21 protein-coding genes and 1 pseudogene are annotated in these 18452 nt (G+C 63.9%); 16 read left to right on the forward strand and 6 right to left on the reverse strand.

The window, feature by feature from the left end:
- Positions 1–162: 162 nt before the first annotated feature.
- Complete coding sequence (locus AABE10_RS03925) at positions 163–387, forward strand: hypothetical protein (protein WP_342931954.1); 225 nt, start codon at positions 163–165, stop codon at positions 385–387.
- Positions 388–592: 205 nt separating this feature from the next.
- On the opposite strand, the gene AABE10_RS03930 is transcribed toward AABE10_RS03925, so the two are convergent.
- The gene (locus AABE10_RS03930; RefSeq protein WP_342931955.1) at positions 593–865 is read right to left on the reverse strand and encodes a hypothetical protein; all 273 of its coding nucleotides are present in this window, start codon (positions 863–865) and stop codon (positions 593–595) included.
- Between the two features lie 444 nt (positions 866–1309).
- Here AABE10_RS03930 and mscL point away from each other — a divergent pair, with 444 nt between their 5' ends.
- From mscL to AABE10_RS03965, 7 genes are all read left to right on the forward strand, one after another.
- The gene (gene mscL / locus AABE10_RS03935) at positions 1310–1756 is read left to right on the forward strand and encodes a large conductance mechanosensitive channel protein MscL (protein ID WP_342931956.1); all 447 of its coding nucleotides are present in this window, start codon (positions 1310–1312) and stop codon (positions 1754–1756) included.
- Positions 1757–1880: 124 nt separating this feature from the next.
- Entirely contained in the window at positions 1881–2021 is a 141-nt protein-coding gene (locus tag AABE10_RS03940; RefSeq protein ID WP_342931957.1) for a hypothetical protein, read from the forward strand.
- 545 nt (positions 2022–2566) lie between these two features.
- On the forward strand, positions 2567–2974 hold the full coding sequence (locus AABE10_RS03945; RefSeq protein ID WP_342931958.1) for a hypothetical protein: 408 nt from the start codon (positions 2567–2569) through the stop codon (positions 2972–2974).
- Between the two features lie 66 nt (positions 2975–3040).
- Positions 3041–3739, forward strand: a complete 699-nt coding sequence (locus AABE10_RS03950) for a response regulator transcription factor (RefSeq protein WP_342931959.1) — start codon at positions 3041–3043, stop codon at positions 3737–3739.
- Between the two features lie 74 nt (positions 3740–3813).
- Positions 3814–5193 carry a FecR domain-containing protein gene (locus AABE10_RS03955; protein WP_428983264.1) on the forward strand — a complete coding sequence of 460 codons (1380 nt, stop codon included), beginning with the start codon at positions 3814–3816 and terminating at the stop codon, positions 5191–5193.
- Positions 5193–7643, forward strand: a complete 2451-nt coding sequence (locus AABE10_RS03960; protein WP_342931960.1) for a CHASE2 domain-containing protein — start codon at positions 5193–5195, stop codon at positions 7641–7643. The genes AABE10_RS03955 and AABE10_RS03960 overlap by 1 nt, the downstream gene beginning before the upstream one ends.
- Positions 7644–7692: 49 nt before the next feature.
- On the forward strand, positions 7693–8304 hold the full coding sequence (locus AABE10_RS03965; protein ID WP_342931961.1) for a DUF4136 domain-containing protein: 612 nt from the start codon (positions 7693–7695) through the stop codon (positions 8302–8304).
- Between the two features lie 42 nt (positions 8305–8346).
- Here the strand turns inward: AABE10_RS03965 and AABE10_RS03970 are convergent, their stop codons facing one another.
- Positions 8347–8511, reverse strand: coding sequence for a hypothetical protein (locus tag AABE10_RS03970; RefSeq protein ID WP_428983256.1), 165 nt, complete (start codon positions 8509–8511; stop codon positions 8347–8349).
- Between the two features lie 110 nt (positions 8512–8621).
- On the opposite strand from AABE10_RS03970, the pseudogene AABE10_RS03975 reads away from it, so the two are divergent.
- Positions 8622–8798 (forward strand): annotated as a pseudogene (locus AABE10_RS03975) (alginate export family protein); the annotation flags it as partial.
- A gap of 204 nt (positions 8799–9002) precedes the next feature.
- On the opposite strand, the gene AABE10_RS03980 reads toward AABE10_RS03975, so the two are convergent.
- The gene (locus AABE10_RS03980; protein WP_342931962.1) at positions 9003–9779 is read right to left on the reverse strand and encodes a DUF4148 domain-containing protein; all 777 of its coding nucleotides are present in this window, start codon (positions 9777–9779) and stop codon (positions 9003–9005) included.
- A 299-nt stretch (positions 9780–10078) separates the two neighbouring features.
- Here AABE10_RS03980 and AABE10_RS03985 point away from each other — a divergent pair, with 299 nt between their 5' ends.
- From AABE10_RS03985 to AABE10_RS04000, 4 genes are read left to right on the forward strand one after another with little or no spacing between them, the layout of a single operon-like run.
- Positions 10079–10840, forward strand: coding sequence for a phosphocholine cytidylyltransferase family protein (locus AABE10_RS03985; RefSeq protein WP_342931963.1), 762 nt, complete (start codon positions 10079–10081; stop codon positions 10838–10840).
- Positions 10837–12546 (forward strand): phosphoenolpyruvate mutase, encoded by a 1710-nt coding sequence (gene aepX, locus AABE10_RS03990; RefSeq protein WP_342931964.1) that lies wholly within the window; start codon positions 10837–10839, stop codon positions 12544–12546. Before AABE10_RS03985 ends, aepX begins: the two co-directional genes overlap by 4 nt.
- Entirely contained in the window at positions 12543–13739 is a 1197-nt protein-coding gene (gene aepY / locus AABE10_RS03995) for a phosphonopyruvate decarboxylase (RefSeq protein ID WP_342931965.1), read from the forward strand. The genes aepX and aepY overlap by 4 nt, the downstream gene beginning before the upstream one ends.
- Positions 13739–14806: a 2-aminoethylphosphonate aminotransferase gene (locus tag AABE10_RS04000; protein ID WP_342931966.1), complete on the forward strand. Its 1068-nt coding sequence runs from the start codon at positions 13739–13741 to the stop codon at positions 14804–14806. The genes aepY and AABE10_RS04000 overlap by 1 nt, the downstream gene beginning before the upstream one ends.
- Before the next feature lie 25 nt (positions 14807–14831).
- On the opposite strand, the gene AABE10_RS04005 is transcribed toward AABE10_RS04000, so the two are convergent.
- Complete coding sequence (locus tag AABE10_RS04005) at positions 14832–15074, reverse strand: hypothetical protein (protein WP_342931967.1); 243 nt, start codon at positions 15072–15074, stop codon at positions 14832–14834.
- 156 nt (positions 15075–15230) lie between these two features.
- Between AABE10_RS04005 and AABE10_RS04010 the strand changes: the two genes are divergently transcribed.
- The 3 genes from AABE10_RS04010 to AABE10_RS04020 all read left to right on the forward strand — a co-directional run bounded on the left by AABE10_RS04010 (position 15231) and on the right by AABE10_RS04020 (position 16982).
- Positions 15231–16442, forward strand: coding sequence for an MFS transporter (locus AABE10_RS04010; RefSeq protein ID WP_342931968.1), 1212 nt, complete (start codon positions 15231–15233; stop codon positions 16440–16442).
- A gap of 80 nt (positions 16443–16522) precedes the next feature.
- Positions 16523–16720, forward strand: a complete 198-nt coding sequence (locus AABE10_RS04015) for a hypothetical protein (RefSeq protein WP_342931969.1) — start codon at positions 16523–16525, stop codon at positions 16718–16720.
- Between the two features lie 70 nt (positions 16721–16790).
- Positions 16791–16982 carry a hypothetical protein gene (locus AABE10_RS04020; protein ID WP_342931970.1) on the forward strand — a complete coding sequence of 64 codons (192 nt, stop codon included), beginning with the start codon at positions 16791–16793 and terminating at the stop codon, positions 16980–16982.
- Positions 16983–17048: 66 nt separating this feature from the next.
- On the opposite strand, the gene AABE10_RS04025 is transcribed toward AABE10_RS04020, so the two are convergent.
- The gene (locus AABE10_RS04025) at positions 17049–17363 is read right to left on the reverse strand and encodes a hypothetical protein (protein ID WP_342931971.1); all 315 of its coding nucleotides are present in this window, start codon (positions 17361–17363) and stop codon (positions 17049–17051) included.
- 157 nt (positions 17364–17520) lie between these two features.
- Entirely contained in the window at positions 17521–18402 is an 882-nt protein-coding gene (locus AABE10_RS04030) for a vWA domain-containing protein (protein ID WP_342932258.1), read from the reverse strand.
- Positions 18403–18452 lie beyond the last annotated feature (50 nt).

Genomic DNA, 18452 nt, shown 5'->3' on the forward strand with positions numbered 1-18452 from the left:
TGAAGACGCGGTGACCGTACCGCAAGTGGCATTTAGAGCCGCAGCCGTGGCTGCGGCTTCTTTTTTTGCGTTGTGAATGAAGATGCTATTGGCAGCGTGTGACGGCAGCGCGTATGCGGCATGGCTCGATGTGGGCAACGAATTCTTTTAAGGGAGCGTGATATGGGAATCCTCGACAAGGTAGGCGAAATTGCGGGCGCAGTAGCGGCAGTCGAAGCGCTCGAAAAGGTTGATTCGGATGCAGGTCTGCTGACCAAGGCAGCGGCCGCAGTGGCAGGCTTCGAAGGCGCGGGCGCGCTGGAGTCGCTGATCGAAAAGAAAAAGGATGACGCGCAAGAGGCAGCGGACGATACGCAAGCGGATGACGCCTCGGGTTCCCAGGCGTAATCGCGTACCGCATGCCGGCCGGTGCAAGACGAGACCGGGCAGTTGTGTAATCGTCGATGCGTTGGCTGCACGTATGAAGACTCGAATCGCGGCAGAGTTGCAGCTGTGAAGTCTTCTTCGCGGTCATTCAAATAAGCCGAAGGGTTTTGCGTCGCAAATCCCTTCGGCTTTCAACACATTCCCTGCGTCGCAAGTCGCGATGCCGCTATTGCGCGGCAGTGAGCCTCGGTCCCGGGCGAGTCGGCAGTGACACGTCCTGTTGTCCTTTGCGCTGATCGGACACCGCCTCGATGCCCTTTCTCGTGACATCTTCGAGGAAGATCAGGCGAGACCGGTAGTACTCGGCGCGCAACTGTGCGTCGATTACCTGCTGTTCGGCACGGAACAATTCCATGCGCAGTTCATCCACCGCGCGTTCGGCCTGTTTCTCGGGCGTCGGCGCGTGGCGTGCTGCCCAGTTTGCAATCCACATCAGCATGATGAATCCCTCGCATTATCGGACAACGTTGCGCAGGCTGCGAAGCTGTTGCACTGCTCGTTCACATACGACGATCGATTCTGACGTCAAAAGACTACCAAAACCCGATGTGTTCGTTTTTTAAATAATGTTAGTGCAGTTTCCGCACGACACGCATGTGCACGTCTTCTTTCGCTATGTCATTGCATCAAAGGCACACACCGGAATTGTCATTCGTGTTTGTTCTCCAACTTGACAATTGCTAAAAGAATTCGATTCGCGAATCTCATATAGTACCTACCGCAATTCGAATTTCTTCGAATACGAGGGCAATCAGGGAGAACTACCAGACTGGACTATCCAGCGTCCCGATGACCGTTAAAGCGTGCGAATGACACGTCGCGGTCATCAAGTCGTCACGCAGAAGTCATTGCAATTTGCTCGCAAAAAGATAAAGGAAAGTCGATGGCTATCGTTCAGGAATTCAAGGAATTTGCCCTCAAGGGCAACGTAATGGATCTTGCTGTCGGCGTCATCATTGGCGGTGCCTTTTCGGGCATCGTCAATTCGCTGGTTAAGGATCTGATCATGCCCGTGATCGGTGTCGCGACTGGCGGCCTCGACTTCTCGAACATGTTCATACGTCTTGGCGACATACCGTCCACCTTCAAGGGCAACCCGGACTCCTATAAAGATCTGCAGGCTGCCGGCGTCGCGGCGTTCGGTTACGGCTCTTTTGTCACCGTGCTGATCAACTTCATCATCCTCGCTTTCATCATCTTCATGATGGTGAAGTTCATCAATCGTCTGCGCAGTCCGGACCCGGTCGCCGCAGCCGCACCCGCCGCGCCATCGGAAGACGTGCTGCTGCTGCGTGAGATTCGCGATGCCGTGACGGGCCGCGTTTCCTGAGGGTTCATTCCCAGCGCGATTCACGGCGCGATTCGCGAAGTGTTCAAGCCGCGACTCAAAGCATTACCGAGGCCTTTCATTCGCAACGCGCGCTCATCGCACGCTGCTTACAGGGATGGCGAAGATGAAGACCTGGAGAATCATCGGATTGTGCAGCATGGCGCTCATCGTCCTCGTCCTGTTCACGAGCATGTGCGTGATCCTGCAGGAAGGCGTGGCCGCACGTGGCGCGGGTGGAACGCTGCCCCACGTCGTGCATCCGTAACTCATCTGCCGATCGGTTGCCGGTGCGAGCCGGCAACCATCCGGTAGTTCGCGTGCCGCGAGCGGCGAGTCGGCGACGATGAGCGGGACCGCTGCAATCGACACGGCCCCGTCTGCTCAATTGTCAATTCATCCGCTTTGTGGCCGTCAGCCGTTTGACAGTTCATGGTGACAGCAGATCGCCACAACTGACGGATGGCGACAGTTCAGGGCTACCGACGTGAATCCGCAGCCAGCGATCACGGCCCGCGGCAGGGGCGAGAGGCGGGCCCGAGGCCGATGAAAGGCCCACGAGAGGTCGATGACAGGCGTCCCGCCGCACCGTCGAAAGCGCTGCCTTGCGGGCGGCCCCGGCGGGCGAAAGCAATCGATTAGGCGAACCGATCTAACCGATCTAACAATCTTTAAATGATTTTATTGCGCCCTCTTTTTATACTGTGCGCAAAATTGTCAAAATCCGTCAACGTCGGATGACAATTTTTCGGGCTACCCGGCCCGGTCGGCACGGAGAGGGACTCGAATCGTCGTCGTTCACCGAGGGATCGGATGTTTTTCAGACCAGGCACTACGAGGATTCCGTTCAGGACCGGCGAAGAATCGCGCAAGGGCGGCAGCGACGGGCGGCGGATCCAGCTGGACCCGGCGAGCGACTATCACGCTCGCGCGGCAATGGAAGCCTATGCGGATTCCTGTGCGTTGGACATGCCGTGGCTCGCCGAATGGCTGCGCGATTCCGCGACACGCGGCGATGCCGGTCTGACGAATTGCGCATCGACGGTTCGCCGCGTGTTCGACCTCGCGCAGGAGTGGGCGTCGCGCGAGCCGGACTACGCGCACGCCGTGTGGGAGCATGTGAGGAAGGGGCTGGAGGCGGCGCTGAGCGCGCATCTGCGGCCGAAGGAAAACGTTGACGACAAGGTGGCGGCGCTGAGTGGCGCTGGAGCAAAGGCATGATGGACAGAGCGCGTCCCGGACGATGCGGTCCGTCTGCCCGATGAGTGATTTCGCGTGCGGGGTCTTATGAGAATTGCAGTGCTGGACGATGACGTGGCGCAAGCCGACTTCGTTTGTCAGTCGCTGGCGGTAGATGGACACGATTGCCATGCTTTTGCCGAAGGCCAGGCGCTGGTGAGGCATTTGCGCCGCCAGACGTTCGATCTGCTGGTGCTCGACTGGAACGTGCCCGACATGTCGGGCGAAGAGGTGCTGCGCTGGGTGCGTCAGAGCCTGTCCGACCGTTTGCCCGTGCTGTTCATGACGAGCCGCAGCCGCGAGACGGACATCGCGGCGATGCTGAACAAGGGCGCCGACGACTATGTCGTCAAGCCCGTCGCTACGAGCGTGCTTCTCGCGCGCGTCAGGTCGCTGCTGCGCCGCGCATACCAGCTCAACCAGGCGGCGACGCGGGAAATCTTCGGGGAATTCGAGTTCGAGCTGGGATCGAAGCAGGTGGTCGCTCGCGGCCTGCCCGTCACGCTGACGCAGAAGGAATTCGAACTCGCGTTGCTGCTGTTCCGGCATCTGAGCCAGCCGCTGTCGCGCGCGCATATTCTCGAAGCAATCTGGAGACAGGACATCGACATTCCGTCGCGCACGATGGACACGCACGTATCGATGCTGCGTGCGAAGCTCGGTCTTCGCCCCGAGAAGGGCTATCGGCTGACGCCTATCTACGGCTACGGCTACCGGCTCGAACGACTCGAAAAGGGGGATGCGTGACGGTGGCCGCAGTGGACATTGCACTGCGCGTGCCGTCGACGCCGTCGTTGCCGACGCCGCGCGTTTCCATCCGGATGGCGCCATTCGCATTGCGCGGCATCATTCCATGCCTGATGGCTGCGCTGGCGCTGCTGCCCGCGTGCGCCGACGCGCAAACATCGGCGGGACATGCGCCTGCTGCATCCACGATCTATGTGACGCATGCCGGCGACACGCTCTACGACGTCGCCGATCGCTATCTGCGCGACCCGCGCGACTGGGTCCTGCTGCGTAAGCTCAATGACGTCGCGGACCCGCTTCATCTTCAGCCGGGCGCGAAGCTGATCCTGCCCGTCGCGTTGCTGAAGCAGGAGCCCAGGACCGCACGCGTCGTCGCGATGAGCGGTCCCGCCGAACACGCGTTTCGTCAGAACGCGTTCGTGCCCGTCACCGTCGGCATGACGCTTGTCGAAGGAGACCGCGTGCGCACGGGCCACAACGGCTTCGCTACGCTGGAACTCGACGACGGCTCGCATCTGTCGGTGCCGCAGGACAGCACGATCGAGATCGGCACGTTGCGCCAGACCGTGCTGACGGGTTCACAGGATCGCGTGATCGAGCTGAGGCAAGGCGAGGTCGACAGCGAGGTCACGCATGCGACGAAGAAGGACGATCGCTTTCAGATCCGCTCGCCTTCCGTGGTGGCGGGCGTGCGCGGCACGCGCTTTCGCGTGAACTATGACGGCGGCGAGCAATCGACGGCCGTCGCCGTGCTCGATGGCGCGGTCGGCGTCGATGCCGCGCGCCTGCCTCCGCGCGCGCCGGGCGTGCCGCTGCAGGCGTCGACGCAACTGATCGGCGCGAAGTTCGGCAGCGTTACGCGCGCGAAGGGCGGCGTCGGCGCGCCCGTGGCGTTGCTGCCTGCACCCGCGCTCGCGGAACCCGGCAAGGTGCAGGACGCGAAGGACGTCTCGTTCGCTATCGTGCCATCCGACAAAGCTCGCGCGTATCGCGTGCAGATCGCGCGCGACGCCGACCTGTTCGACCTGATCCGCGACCAGCGCGTGAATGCGCCGCGCGCATCGTTCCAGGACTTGCCGGACGGCAACTACTTCGTGCGCGTTACGTCAATCGACGACATCGGCCTCGAAGGCTTGCCGCAGATCTATGCATTCGAGCGCCGCCAGTTCGCGCTCGACGCATCGGCGGGACAACGCGCCGGCAGCCGCGACTTCGAGTTCCGCTGGCTGTCGGCGAGCCGTCCGGGTGTCGAGACGCGGTTCCGCTTCGTGCTGGCCACCACCGACGATTTGCGCGAGCCGATCGTCGATCGCACGGATCTCGCGGCGGGACAGATCGTCGTGTCCGATTTGCCGCCGGGTGTCTACTACTGGACCGTGATCGCCGAGCAGTTCGAAAACGGCCGCTTCTATCAGAAGGGAAGTTCCGTCCGCTCGTTTACACTGGCCAGGTGATGACCACTGGCGGCCCGCGCATGAGCTTCGATCCGCGCATACGTCTTGGGCGGCCAGTCGGGCGCCGCTTTCTGTTCGAATGGCTGTGCATCGGCTGCCTCGGCGTCGTGGTCGTCCTGCTCGGCTCGCTCGGCAGGCTGACGTCGAGCGCCGATCACCTCGTCTATGACCGCTTTCTGCGCTGGCGCGCGCAACCGGTGCTGCCCGATATCGCCGTCGTCGAAATCGACAACGCGAGCATCGCGCGGCTCGGGCGCTGGCCCTGGCCGCGCGCCGTGCATGCGCGGCTGCTGGACGAAATCGCGAAAGCGCATCCCGCTGCCGTGGTCTACGACGTGCTCTTCACCGAGCCGGCCGAAGACGATGCGCAACTCGCCCAATCGATCGCCGCGAATCCGACGTGGCTGCCTGTTCTGCTGACGCCTGAAGATGCGAGCGGCGAGCGCGTCGCGGTCAAGCCCGTCGAGCCGCTCGCCGAGGCAGCGGCGGGGCTCGGCCATATCAACCTCGAAGTGGATGGCGACGGCATCGTGCGCAGTGTCGCGCTGTTCGAAGGCGGCGCGCATATGCGCTGGCCGCAGCTGATGGTGCCCGTATGGCGCGCGATCAGGCAGGGCCAGCTGAAGCTCGCGGACGGTCCCGGCACGGCTACGGCATCGCCGGATCGAACGAGAGTCGACGGCAATGGCGAAGGGCGCTATCTGATTCCGTTCAGCCCGCTCGCGCAGTCGTATCCGAAGGTTTCGTTCGCGAGCGTGCTCGATGGCCGGGTGCCGCAAGACATGCTGCGCGGAAAGATCGTGGTGATCGGCGTGACGGCATCGGGGCTCTACGACAGGTTCTCGACGCCTGTGTCGGGCCAGCTCGGCCCGTTGCCCGGCGTCTACATCCACGCGAACGTGCTGGATATGCTCGTCACCGGACGCGAGATCGAGCCCGCGACCCAGGCGCTCGTGTGCGCCGCGTCGCTCGTGCCGCTCGGCGCACTGCTCGCGGGTCTGCTCGTGCTGTCGCCGCTGCGTTCGCTGCTGATGACGCTCGTGCTCTGCGTCGCGATGATGGCGGGCAGCGCGGCGCTGCTGTACGGACTGCGGCTCTGGATTTCGCCCGTGCCCGCCATCGTCGGACTGATCGCCGTGTATCCGATATGGAACTGGCGTCGGCTCGAAATGACGATGTCGTATCTGCGAAAAGAACTGCAGCGTCTCGCCGACGAGCCGTATCTGCTGCCCGAGGCGCCGCATCGCAGCCGCGAGTTCGGCGGCGACGTGCTCGCGCAGCACATGGCGCTGATGGCGCAGGCGGCTCGGCGCGTGCAGGACATGAAGCGCTTCGTGTGGGACAGCCTTGACAGCGTGCCGGAACCGATCCTCGTGAGCGATGTGCGCGGTATCGTGCTGATCGCGAACCATGCGGCGAAGGCGCACTTCGCGGGGCTTGGCGCGCCGAGGCCCGAAGGACGGCAGATGCGCGAAGTGCTCGGCGATCTCGTCTTCGTGAAGGCGATCGGCTCGAGCGCGGAGGCCGACAGCTTCGGGCACGCGCATTGGCCCGCGATACTCGACCCTGGCCGGATTGCGTTTGCCGGGATGATGGAGCAGGGCATCGAAGTGCGCGACCGCAACCAGCGCGATCACCTGTTGCGCTACGCGAGATGCACGAACGCGCAAGGCGAGGCGACCGGCTGGATTGCGGGCCTCGTCGACGTGACGGCGCTGCATGCGGCCGAGCGGTTGCGCGAGGACGCGCTGCGTCTGCTGTCGCATGACATGCGCTCGCCGCAGGCGTCGATACTGGCGCTCGTCGAGATCGAGCGGGCACGCAAGCTCGAGTCCGACCGCATGCGCGATTTTCTATGCCGCATCGAGCGTTACGCGCAACGCGCGCTCACGCTCGCCGACGATTTCGTGCAACTCGCGCGCGCCGAATCGCAGGCCTATGTGCTCGAGCCCGTGAGCTTCGTCGAGCTGGTGATCGATGCAAGCGACGAGGTGTGGCCACAGGCGCAAGCGAAGAGCATCCGCCTCGAAGCGGCGTACGACGAGCAGGGCGACGGCCACTGGATCAACGCGGACCGCTCGCTGATGACGCGCGCGCTCGTGAACATCCTGAACAACGCAGTGAAATACAGTCCGTCCGATACGCGCATCACATGTACCGTCGCGCAGGAGCGCGGCGCTTCGCGCGCGTCGCCGGCGCGCGTGAGCTGCACGATTCGCGACGAGGGCTATGGCATTTCAACCGAAGATCAGGCGCATCTGTTCGAGCGCTTTCAGCGCTTTCACGAAGCGGAGCGCCCGGAAGTCGCCGGCACGGGACTCGGCATGGCCTTCGTGAAGGCGGTTGTGACGCGGCATGGCGGGGACGTGTGCGTCGAGAGCGCGCCGGGCAAAGGAACGGCCTTCACGATCAGTCTGCCGGTGCTCGACGAAGCCGATGCGCACGCGTGAACGGTGCACGAACACGAACGGTACGCGAACTCTATTCAATCGAAGCGAGATGAAAGTGAAGAAAGTGACGTATAGCGCCGCAGTGGTCATTGCGAGTGTCATCGGTCTTTCGGGCTGCGCCGATGTGACGACGGATGTGCACGCAACGGGAGCGCCCGTCGTGCTGCAGGGCGAGCGTACTTATTCGTTCGCGCGAGCGCCGTGGCCGCAAGCGCATCCCGCGAACGAGCATTACGAAGCGCTGGTTCGTAGCGAACTCGCGAACTATGGGCTTGTCGATCGAACGGCGGATCATGCGAGCTATCTGGTCTCGCTCGCATACGATACGCGTCCGGCCGCCGTCGGCGTGAGCACGGCCGATTGCGGAAACGCATGCGAGGGTGCGGAAGGCGCGGGCTTTTCGCTGTTCGGCCGCGTGTATCGGCATTCGATGACGTTGCGGCTCCTCGAAGCGACAAGCGGCAAGGAAGTCTACAAGGTCACGGCGACGAGCCGCGATCGCGATGCCGACACCGATCATCCGATTCCGTGGCTCGTGAAGAGCGCGCTCGCGCAATTTCCGTTTGCCGAGTACGGTGAGTGGCGCGTGAAGTTGCGGCCGGGCGATGCAGCCGACAAGCAGATGCCGCGCGTGGTCACAGTGAAGCGCGTCGACCAGTGACTTGCGACGGGTGACACGTGACGGGGCGGGCCACGCCGCCCGTCATGGTTCCAGCAGCCGATGCAGGCGCAGCTCTTCGAAATCGAGCTCGGCTTCGAGCCTGTGCAGCACGGAACCTTCGATCTTGCCTTCGCGATGCAGACGCAACAGCGTTTGCCGTGAAGTCGCAACGAGATCGAGTTCGAGGCGCAGATGACGCGCTCGCAATTCGACGTGTTCGCTGCCTGACAGCCGACGCTACAGGGCCTGCTCAGCCAGTCCTGGTCGATGTGCCGATGTGCCGCTCAACGCGGCTTTCGTTCAGGCAGCGGTGTCCAGCGGGACACGGCAGCCGGTGGACGGGCATGTATGTGCAAGTGCGCGCCGACTGCACGATGGCGTCGAACCTGATCGGTTCCGTCGAAGCGGTGCACTTCCAGGTCGGCGATTCGATTCGCAACGCGGGCGGCAGTAACGCGGACTACGTGGGCGTCGAACTGAAGTACAGAGGGTGAGTGCATCGGAAGCGAAGCGGCGCGACATCGCGTGATGCCGCGTGTCGCCGGTTATCTGTGGATCGGATGGAGAACATCGGCGACAGGATCTTTCGGCCGCGCACCGAGCAGGGCGATCTCACGCCCGATCACAACCGGATGATCCTCGCGTGCGCCGTCGACGATTTGTGCTGCGCGGACGCATGACAGGCGCGAATGCTCGCGTCATCGTGTGGCGTGATACGTCGAGCTCGCGGACCCATACCGGGAAGGATTGCCGAAGCGAGGCATCGATCCGTTCGCGCGGGCGCGCTTCAGTTCGTTGACGACTTCGGCGCGCGTTTTAGGCCGTCCACTGGAGACATGCGCGCTTGAATGATGGCGCGACGTCTGTCCGGCGTGTCGCGTCTTTGCGGATGTTTTGTCTGCCGATGCAAGCCGCTCGCGCCGCGTGCTGTGTTCCCGTCCGTCACTCGCTTCACTCGACGTGCGCACGAGCGCCGATGGTTGAGCGGGCGGCTCCACTGCACGGTCTGATTTCTCGTCAATGGGGCTGGGCGGAGCGGCGCGCGCGTCTTCGCTGACTGCGGCCGTGGCAACGAAGGATGCCATCGCCTTCGCTTCTCTCGCCTCGCGCACATCGAGTTCCTTCTGCAACTCCAATGCTTCAGGCAGACCCTTGCGAACGGAGAGCACGGCATTGAGCAACACTTTCGCGGACGTCAGATCGTTGCGGTGCAGACTCGCGCGTATCGACTGGAGGATGAATGCGATGTCGGCATCGGATGTGCCGTCGGAGGTGGCCGCAAATTGCTCGGAGCGGCGCGCGGATTCGTCCGTCACGCTCGATGAATGTGCACTGCGCGGGCTCTCGTCGGCGCCATACACCGCCCGATAGGCGGCGAGCCTGTCGCTGTCCATCGGCAATGCAAGCGCCACCACGATCAGAACGGCCATTACGACAAAGCCGGCAATGGCCATTCTGTCCGGTCGACGGATCATCGCGTCCCTCCTGACGAGTTGTGCGTCCCGAAGCCACCATCATGCTTTGCCCAGCAACGCGCGTGCCAATTCCTTAAGGCGATCGCAGCAAAGCCATCGCCGATAAAAACCTCCACATTTTTCACTCTTATTCCATCAATTGCCAAAAGCGGGTCGGTTGCTCTGCAATTCGTTCTCAGTTCCGATATAGTCGCCATTTTTGGCGAATCAGAATGCGCATGCGTACAACGGCGCTAAGCCCATTTTGAACGCCGAATAAAAAAGCCAAAAGACCATTCACTCTTTTCCCTGGAACCCGAATGCGAGCGATCATTCTTGCCGCGGGCCTCGGCCTGCGACTCCAGCAACCCCCGGGGGAGCAGTTTCCAAAATGTCTGTTGCGATTCGATGGCGTTTCGCTGCTCGAACGACATCTTTCGATGCTCGAGGCGGCAGGTGTCGATGAAGTCGTGCTCGCGCTCGGCTTTCAGCCCGAACGCGTCGAAGCGGAATTGAAGCAGGCGGGCCGCAAAGTGCCCGAGATCAGGCTCAATCCGCGTTTCGATCTCGGCAGCGTGCTCACCGTGCACACGGTCGCCGATGCGCTCACGCGCGGCGGCGACGTGCTGCTGATGGACGCCGACGTGCTTTACGACGAGCGCATGCTGGCCGCGCTCGTCGCAGGCGATCACGCGAACCGCCTGCTGATCGACCGCGATTACGAAGCAGGCGACGAGCCCGTGAAGCTGTGTCTGAAACACGGCGTGCCCGTCGAGTTGCGCAAGCAGTTGGCCGTCGGTCTGGAGTACGACACGATCGGCGAATCGGTCGGCTTTTTCCGCTTCACGCAAGCGGCGGCAGAGCGCTTCGCGCAGATCGTCGCGGGCTATATCGACAGCGGACGCGCAAACATGCCGCACGAAGAAGCCGTGCGCGACCTGCTGCTCGAACGCACTCACGCATTCGATACGGCCGACGTCACCGGCCTGCCCTGGATCGAAATCGATTTTCCCAATGACGTTGCGCGCGCAAGCCAGGAAGTGCTGCCGCAACTTCAGCGCTGCATTGGAGTTACACGATGAACGCACGCGAACCCTCTTTCGTCACCACGCTGTCGCGCACCGCGCGCCTGCGCCAGATGCTGACGAGCAACGAACTCGAATTCCTGATGGAAGCCCACAACGGCATTTCCGCGCGCATCGCGCGCGAAGCCGGCTTCAAGGGAATCTGGGGCTCGGGCCTCGCGATCTCCGCGCAATACGGCGTGCGCGACAACAATGAAGCGAGCTGGACGCAGGTCGTCGATACGCTCGAATTCATGGCCGACGCAAGCGATCTGCCGATTCTGCTCGACGGCGATACCGGCTACGGCAACTTCAACAACGTGCGCCGCCTCGTGCGCAAGCTGGAGCAGCGCGGCATCGCGGGCGTGTGCATCGAGGACAAGCAGTTTCCGAAGACGAACAGCTTCATCAAGGGCGAAGCGCAGCCGCTCGCCGACATCGACGAGTTCTGCGGCAAGATCAAGGCGGGCAAGGACTCGCAGACGGACGAGCATTTCTCGATCGTCGCGCGCGTCGAGGCGCTGATCGCGGGCTGGGGGATGGACGAAGCGTTGAAGCGCGCGGAAGCGTATCGCCAGGCGGGCGCCGACGCGATCCTGATTCACAGCAAGCTTTCTCGCCCCGATGAGATTCTCGAGTTCGCGCGCGAGTGGGCGGGTCGCGGCCCGCTCGTCATCGTGCCGACCAAGTACTACAGCACGCCGACGGAAGTGTTCCGCAAGGCGGGCATCAGCACGGTGATCTGGGCGAACCATCAGATTCGCGCGGCGACGTCGGCGATGCAGGCCGTCGTGAAGGAAATCTACGAGAGCCAGACGCTCGTGAACGTCGAAGACCGCATCGCGACCGTCAACGAGATCTTCCGTCTGCAGGACGCCGACGAGTACTCGGAAGCGGAAGAGCGCTATCTGTCGGCGTCGCGCGCATCGGGCTCGGCCATCGTGCTCGCCGCGAGCCGCGGCAAGGGCCTCGAAGCGGTGACGACCGACCGTCCGAAAGTCATGCTCCCCATCGCGGGCAAGCCGCTGCTGCGCTGGCTCGTCGATGCGTTCAAGAAGCAGGGCGTCAACGACATCACCGTGGTCGGCGGCTATCGCGCCGATGCGATCGACACGGCAGGCATCAAGCTCGTCGTCAACGAGCGCCATGAAGGGACGGGCGAGCTGACGTCGCTCGCGTGCGCCGTCGACGGCTTGAACAACGACACCGTGATCTCGTACGGCGACCTGCTGTTCCGCAGCTACATCGTGCGCGATCTGGTCGAGAGCGAAGCGCCGTTCAGCGTGGTCGTCGATTCGTCTACGATTGCGGAAGCGGGCGCGGCGAACCAGAGCGTGCGCGATTTCGCGTGGTGCTCGTCCTCCGACGATCGCGGCCTGTTCGGCAACAAGGTGCTGCTGCGCCGCGTGTCGAACAATGAAGCCGATATGAAGGGCGAAGCGCCGCAGGGGCGCTGGATCGGGCTTTTGAATGTGCGCGGCGAAGGACGCGAGCGCTTGCAGGCCGTGATGAACACGCTGCGCGCGCGCGCCGATTTCGATTCGCTCGACATGCCCGCGCTGCTGAACGCGCTGCTCGAAGCCGGCGAAGAAATCGAAGTGCAGTACGTGCACGGCCATTGGCGCGGCGTGAACGACCTCGAAGACTTCCGTCGCGCGGGCGATTTCGCGCACGAGCAGACGCCGCTCGCAACGGGCGACGCAGCGGGAGGCGCGGCGCAATGATCGAAGCTGCACAGTTCGTCGAGGCGGCGCGCGAGCGCGGCTTCGACTGGTATGCGGGCGTGCCGTGCTCGTACCTCACGCCGTTCATCAACTACGTGTTGCAAGACCCGAAGCTGCACTACGTATCGGCGGCGAACGAGGGCGATGCCGTCGCGTTCATTGCGGGCGTCACGCTCGGTGCGCGCGGCGGTCATGAAAATGGTGGGCGCGGCGTCACGATGATGCAGAACTCGGGCCTCGGCAATGCCGTGAGTCCGCTGACGTCGCTGACGTGGACGTTCCGTCTGCCGCAATTGCTGATCGTCACGTGGCGCGGCCAGCCCGGCGTGCCCGACGAGCCGCAGCATCAACTGATGGGCCCCATCACGCCGGCGATGCTCGACACGATGGAGATTCCGTGGGAGACGTTCCCGACGGAAGCCGATGCAATCGGCCCCGCGCTCGATCGCGCGATCGCGCATATGGATGCGACAGGCCGTCCGTATGCGCTCGTGATGCAAAAGGGCAGCGTCGCGCCGTATGAACTGAAGGACGCGAGCCGCGCCGCGAAACGCGAGAAGCGTGAGTCGCGCGATGTGTCGCGAGGCGCCTCATCCGACGCGCTGCCGACGCGCAACGAAGCGTTGCAACGCGTGATCGCGCACACGCCTTTGGAATCGACGGTCGTGCTCGCATCGACGGGTTTCTGCGGCCGCGAACTCTACGCCATCGACGACCGGCCGAATCAGTTGTACATGGTCGGCTCGATGGGCTGCCTTACGCCGTTCGCGTTGGGTCTTGCGCTCGCGCGTCCCGATCTGCATGTCGTCGCGCTCGATGGCGACGGCGCCGCGCTGATGCGCATGGGCGTGTTTGCGACGCTCGGTGCATACGGTCCCGCGAACCTCACGCACATTCTGCTCGACAACGGCGCGCACGATTCGACGGGCGGCCAGTCGACGGTGTCGCCCGAAGTGTCGTTCGCGGGCGTCGCGGCGGCGTGCGGCTACGCATCGGCTGTCGAAGGCGATGACGTAAGTTTGATCGACGAATTGTTCGCGTCGCCGCAACTCGACGGTCCGCGCTTCTTGCGCGTCGCGATCCGTCGCGGCACGCCCGATGGCCTCCCGCGCCCGACCATCGCTCCGCCCGATGTGAAGACGCGACTGATGCGCCACATCGCCACTTCCGGCTCGAACGAAGGAGCACGCTGATGCTGCTGATGAACCCAGGCCCCGTCACGCTGACCGAGCGCGTGCGCAACAGCCTGCTGCAAACGGACCTGTGCCATCGCGAGAGCGAGTTTTTCGATCTGCAGGACGAAGCGCGCACGCGCCTCGTGAAGCTGTACGATCTCGACCCCGCGCAGTGGAGCGCCGTGCTGATGACGGGCTCGGGCACGGCGGCCGTCGAGAGCATGATCGCGGCGCTCGTGCCGGAAAACGGCAAGCTGTTGATTGTGGAGAACGGCGTGTACGGCGAGCGCATCACGCAGATCGCGACGCAGTACCGTATAGCGCACAGCATCGTGAAGCACGAATGGATGCATGCGCCGGATCTCTCACGCATCGCGGCCGCGCTCGATGCCGACACGTCGATCACGCATGTCGCCGTGATTCATCACGAGACGACGACGGGCCGTTTGAACGACCTGAAGGCGCTCGCCGAGGTTTGCCGCGCGCGCAACGTGAAGATGCTGGTTGATGGCGTGAGCAGCTTCGGCGCGGAAGAGATCGACTTCGCGGAAGGCACGATTGCGGCCGTGGCGGCGACGGCGAACAAGTGCCTGCATGGCGTGCCGGGCGCGGCATTCGTGATCGTGCGGCGCGATGCGTTGGCGGCTGCCGCGAGCCGCACGTACTATCTCGGGCTTGCGCGTCTCGCGAGCTTGCAGGATCAGCGCAATACGCCGTTCACGCCGTCCGTGCACGCGTATTACGCGCTCGTCGAAGCGCTGCGCGAACTCGACGACGAAGGCGGCTGGAAGGCGCGTCATGCGCGTTATGCTGCGCTCGCCGAGCAGGCGCGCGCGGGGCTTGCCGCGCGCGGGATGGAAAGTGTGTTGCCGCCGCAGGAGTGTTCCGTGGTGTTGCGCGCGTACCGTCTGCCGAAAGGCATCGCGTATGAGCAACTGCACGATGCGTTGAAGGCGCGCGGCTTCGTGATCTATGCGGGGCAGGGCGGCTTGTCGAAGGAATTGTTCCGCATCTCGACGATGGGGGCGATTCATGCGGCGGATATCGAGCGGTTGCTGGCTAGTTTTGATGAGTTGATGCGGTAGGCTCACCCGTCGTCATAAATCACCATCACATCGCCGTATCGCCGCCGAGCGAAGGCGAGATCGTGCTGTCGCGGTTCGGATCGTCGGCGCGTTCGTCGGCGCGCGTGGGCCGCATCGAAACGGGCGGATGATCGTGATGGCAAGTCTCCACGGTGCCGCTGACGAGGCATTGCTGAAATGCGTCGGCATCCTCTTTGTTCGCGAACGTGTAGGCCGTCTGCTCGACCTGGACCTGCGTGTCGGATATGCGAATCGTCGTGATGGTCATGATGTGCTCCCCGTTTCTTCATGTTCACACATGATGTTGGCCGCAAGCGGCATGCCCGGAATTTCGGCTAAGGGGCTAAAAGATTCCAGCTAAAAACCGGGCGTGCGGAATATCGCTTGCTGCTTCGACACGATGCGAACCTCGATGGAGACGCGCATGCATCCGCCTTCGCGCGCGCGAACGATGCTGAGCCGCCGGGCATCGCTGATCTCGGCCGCCGTGCTGCTCGGCGTCCTCTACGCCGGCAGTCCGCTCGTCACGCCGCTTTATCCGATTTATCAGCGCGCATTCGGCCTCTCCGAGCTGACGGTCACGCTTGTCTACGCGGCCTATGTGATCGGCAATCTCGGCGCGTTGTTCGCGTTCGGCCGCGTGTCGGATCGCGCGGGGCGCCGGCCCGTGAGCCTGCTCGTGGTCGCCGTTGCGATAGTCAGTACGCTGCTGTTTCTTTTCGCCGTGCATCCCGCGTGGCTCTTCGTCGCGCGCGCGGCAAGCGGTCTTGCGATCGGCGTCGGCGCAGCGACGGCCACGGCATGGATCGCCGAACTGCATCCCGCCGACGACAAGGCCGCCGCGAGCCGCCTCGCCGCGGCGGTGAATCTCGCTGGTCTCGCGGCGGGCGCATTGATCGCGGGCCTGCTCGCGCAATTTGCGCCGTGGCCGCTGCGCACGGTGTTCGTCGTCTACGCGCTGGTTCTGGCCGGCGCGGCGGCGATGACGGCAAGAGCCTGCGAAACGGTGGACCGCCCTGCGCGACGGCTCGCAGAACTGTCGTTCGAGCCGCGCGTCGGCGTGCCCGCCGGGTTGTACATGGCGTTCGTCGCGCCTGCTGTCACGGCCTTTGCGACGTTTGCGCTGCTCGGCTTCTATGCGGCGCTGCTGCCCAATCTGATGCAGAACAGCATGCATACGCACAGCGCGGCGCTGAGCGGCGCAGTCGTCGCCGAGCTGTTCGCCGCGAGCACGGTCACCGTTATCGCGACACGCACGCTGGGCGCGCGCGTCGCGATGTCCGCCGGACTGTGGCTGCTGCCGCCGAGCCTCGCGTTGCTGTTGTGGGCGCAGATCGCAGGATCGATTGCGCTGCTCGTCGTCGCGACGGCGCTCGGCGGCGTTGCGTCGGCATTGGGCTTTCGCGGCAGCCTGCAAGAGGTGAACCGGATGGCGCCGGCCGGGCAGCGCGCGGAATTGCTGTCGGCGTATCTGCTGTGCTGCTACACCGGCAACTCGCTGCCTGCCGTGGGCATTGCGCTGCTGTCGCGCAGCGTCGGGCATCTGTGGGCCGATGTGGTGTTCGCGGCCGTCTCCGCGGCGCTTTCCGTCATCGCGCTGACAGTCGGCGGTCGTCACGTGCGGCGCGCAGGGTGATGCGGCGGGAATAAGCGTTGCTGATCCGATCGTCTCGGCGCGCGCATTGGCGCTGGAGAGTCACGCCACGGAGGCATGCAATGGGAAACACGATCAACGAGCAGCAGAACCCGATGGACGAACCGGGCGGACCGGAAACGCCGCTCGCCGACGAAAACACACGGCGCACGAAGACGAAAGACAAGCGGGCGGACAAGGCCGCGCATGGCGAGCCGACCGATCCCGACTTCGAGCCGCCCGTTGTTCCAGGCGATACGCACGGAGCGTCGCGCGGTTGAATCATCCGTCGCGCGGACATTGCCTTCCGATCAACACACGGACACACACGCACACATAGGGACACACGTCATGCAAACCGATCCGACGGTCGATCCCATCGCGGACCCGGCCAATCAGCCACTCGATGAACCTGAAGAGCAGCCACGTCCGACGCCGGGCATGCCGCCCGACATGGACCCGCTTGCGCCCACGCCATCGCCGGAAGAGGAAGAAAACACGCAGCGCCCTGCACCCGGCGACGACGACGCGAGCTTCAAATAGCGTCTGCGACTAGCGCATGCGCTTGCCGGGCCTTGCCGTTTCGCATCGGCGAAGGCCCGGCTGCCGCTATTTGTTGCTGCCCGCACCTGTGCCATACAAGCCGTTGTCGAAACCTCCGGCGCCCTCGGCCTTGTGCTCCGGCTTCGCTGTCGCGCCGCGCTCCTTCTGCGCATCGACGGCTTGCGGCCTGCTCGATTCGAGCGTGTGCGCGGGCGGCGGATCGGACTTGGTGCCCATCGGCGCGCTGCGTTTTTCCTGAGACCCGTCGCCGCCTGGCGCCGTGATCTGCGCGACGGCGGCCGTGCACAGCAACATCGCGCACGCTGCGCCCGTCGAAGAAAGCAGTCGATACATCACGGAAGAGATTCGATTCGTATGCATAGCCAGGTGTCCTCGCAAAGTTCCTTGAAGCGAGCAGTCCACGTGCCCGCAAGCTCTTTGCGAATGTGGCTATGTTCGAAGCGCGTGAGTCGTGAAGCGCGCACCAATCTGATGAGCAACACGCTTGCAGTCGTTCACTAAAACTATCGAACGCAATTCATGTGCGGCTGATCGCGCCATGAGCGGGAACGGCTGCCGCGCTCGCGGGCTTGGGCTTGCGCGCGACCTGTTTCGCGGGCAGAAAGCGCCAGACGAGCAGCACGAGTGCAAGCAGCGCCGGACACCAGCGAACATTGGTCGCGACAGGCGTCGGATGCGCGAACCGCGCGTCGGTCAATGGCGCGCGCAACGAATCGGCGGCGACCAGCCGCTTGTAGCCGAAGCCGAGATGCCCGGCGACGGCTTCGAGATACGTCTCCCGAAGCTCCGACAGTTCTTCGTGACTCTCGGCCTTGGCGGGCGCGCCGGGCGTCGGCTGCAACTGGCGCACTTCATCGGCGCGCCAGAAACCGGTGCGCACGCCGTCGGCGTTCGTCTTGGGGATCGGCGCTGGCTGATCGCCGCCGACGCCGATCAGCCAGCCATGCACGAGTCCTTGCGGAATGTCCCGCACGCTGGTCTCGTTCGGCGCGACCGGGGGCGCTTCCTGGCCATCGGTGACAAAGACGATATCGGTGTTGTGGCCGAGGTCCGCAGCGGCGCGTATCGCCGAATAGAGGCCGCCTTGCGCGATCACGCTGCTGTTGACCCAGCGCATTTTTCCCGTGATCTGATCGAGCGACGACAGCAGTGCATCGTAGTTGCCGCACACCTCGACGGGCGCGAGCAACAGCAGCGAGCGCTGATTCGAGAACACGCTCCAGCCAATCTCCGATCCACACGGCAGGTGCTGCAACACGTCGCTCATCGCGGCGCGCGCGAAGTCGAGACGGCTGATCGGCTTGCCGCCCATCGAGACGTCTTCGACATCCATGCTCTGCGTGATGTCGAACGTGACGACGTATCGGAAGATCGGGCGCGTGAACTGCACGGGCGGCATCCACGCAGCGGCGGCGAGCAGCAGCGACGCCAGCGGAAGCTGCCACCAGC

Origin of the sequence: Paraburkholderia diazotrophica (genome assembly GCF_038900755.1) — a bacterium.
GTDB classification, from domain to species: Bacteria; Pseudomonadota; Gammaproteobacteria; order Burkholderiales; family Burkholderiaceae; genus Paraburkholderia; species Paraburkholderia diazotrophica_A.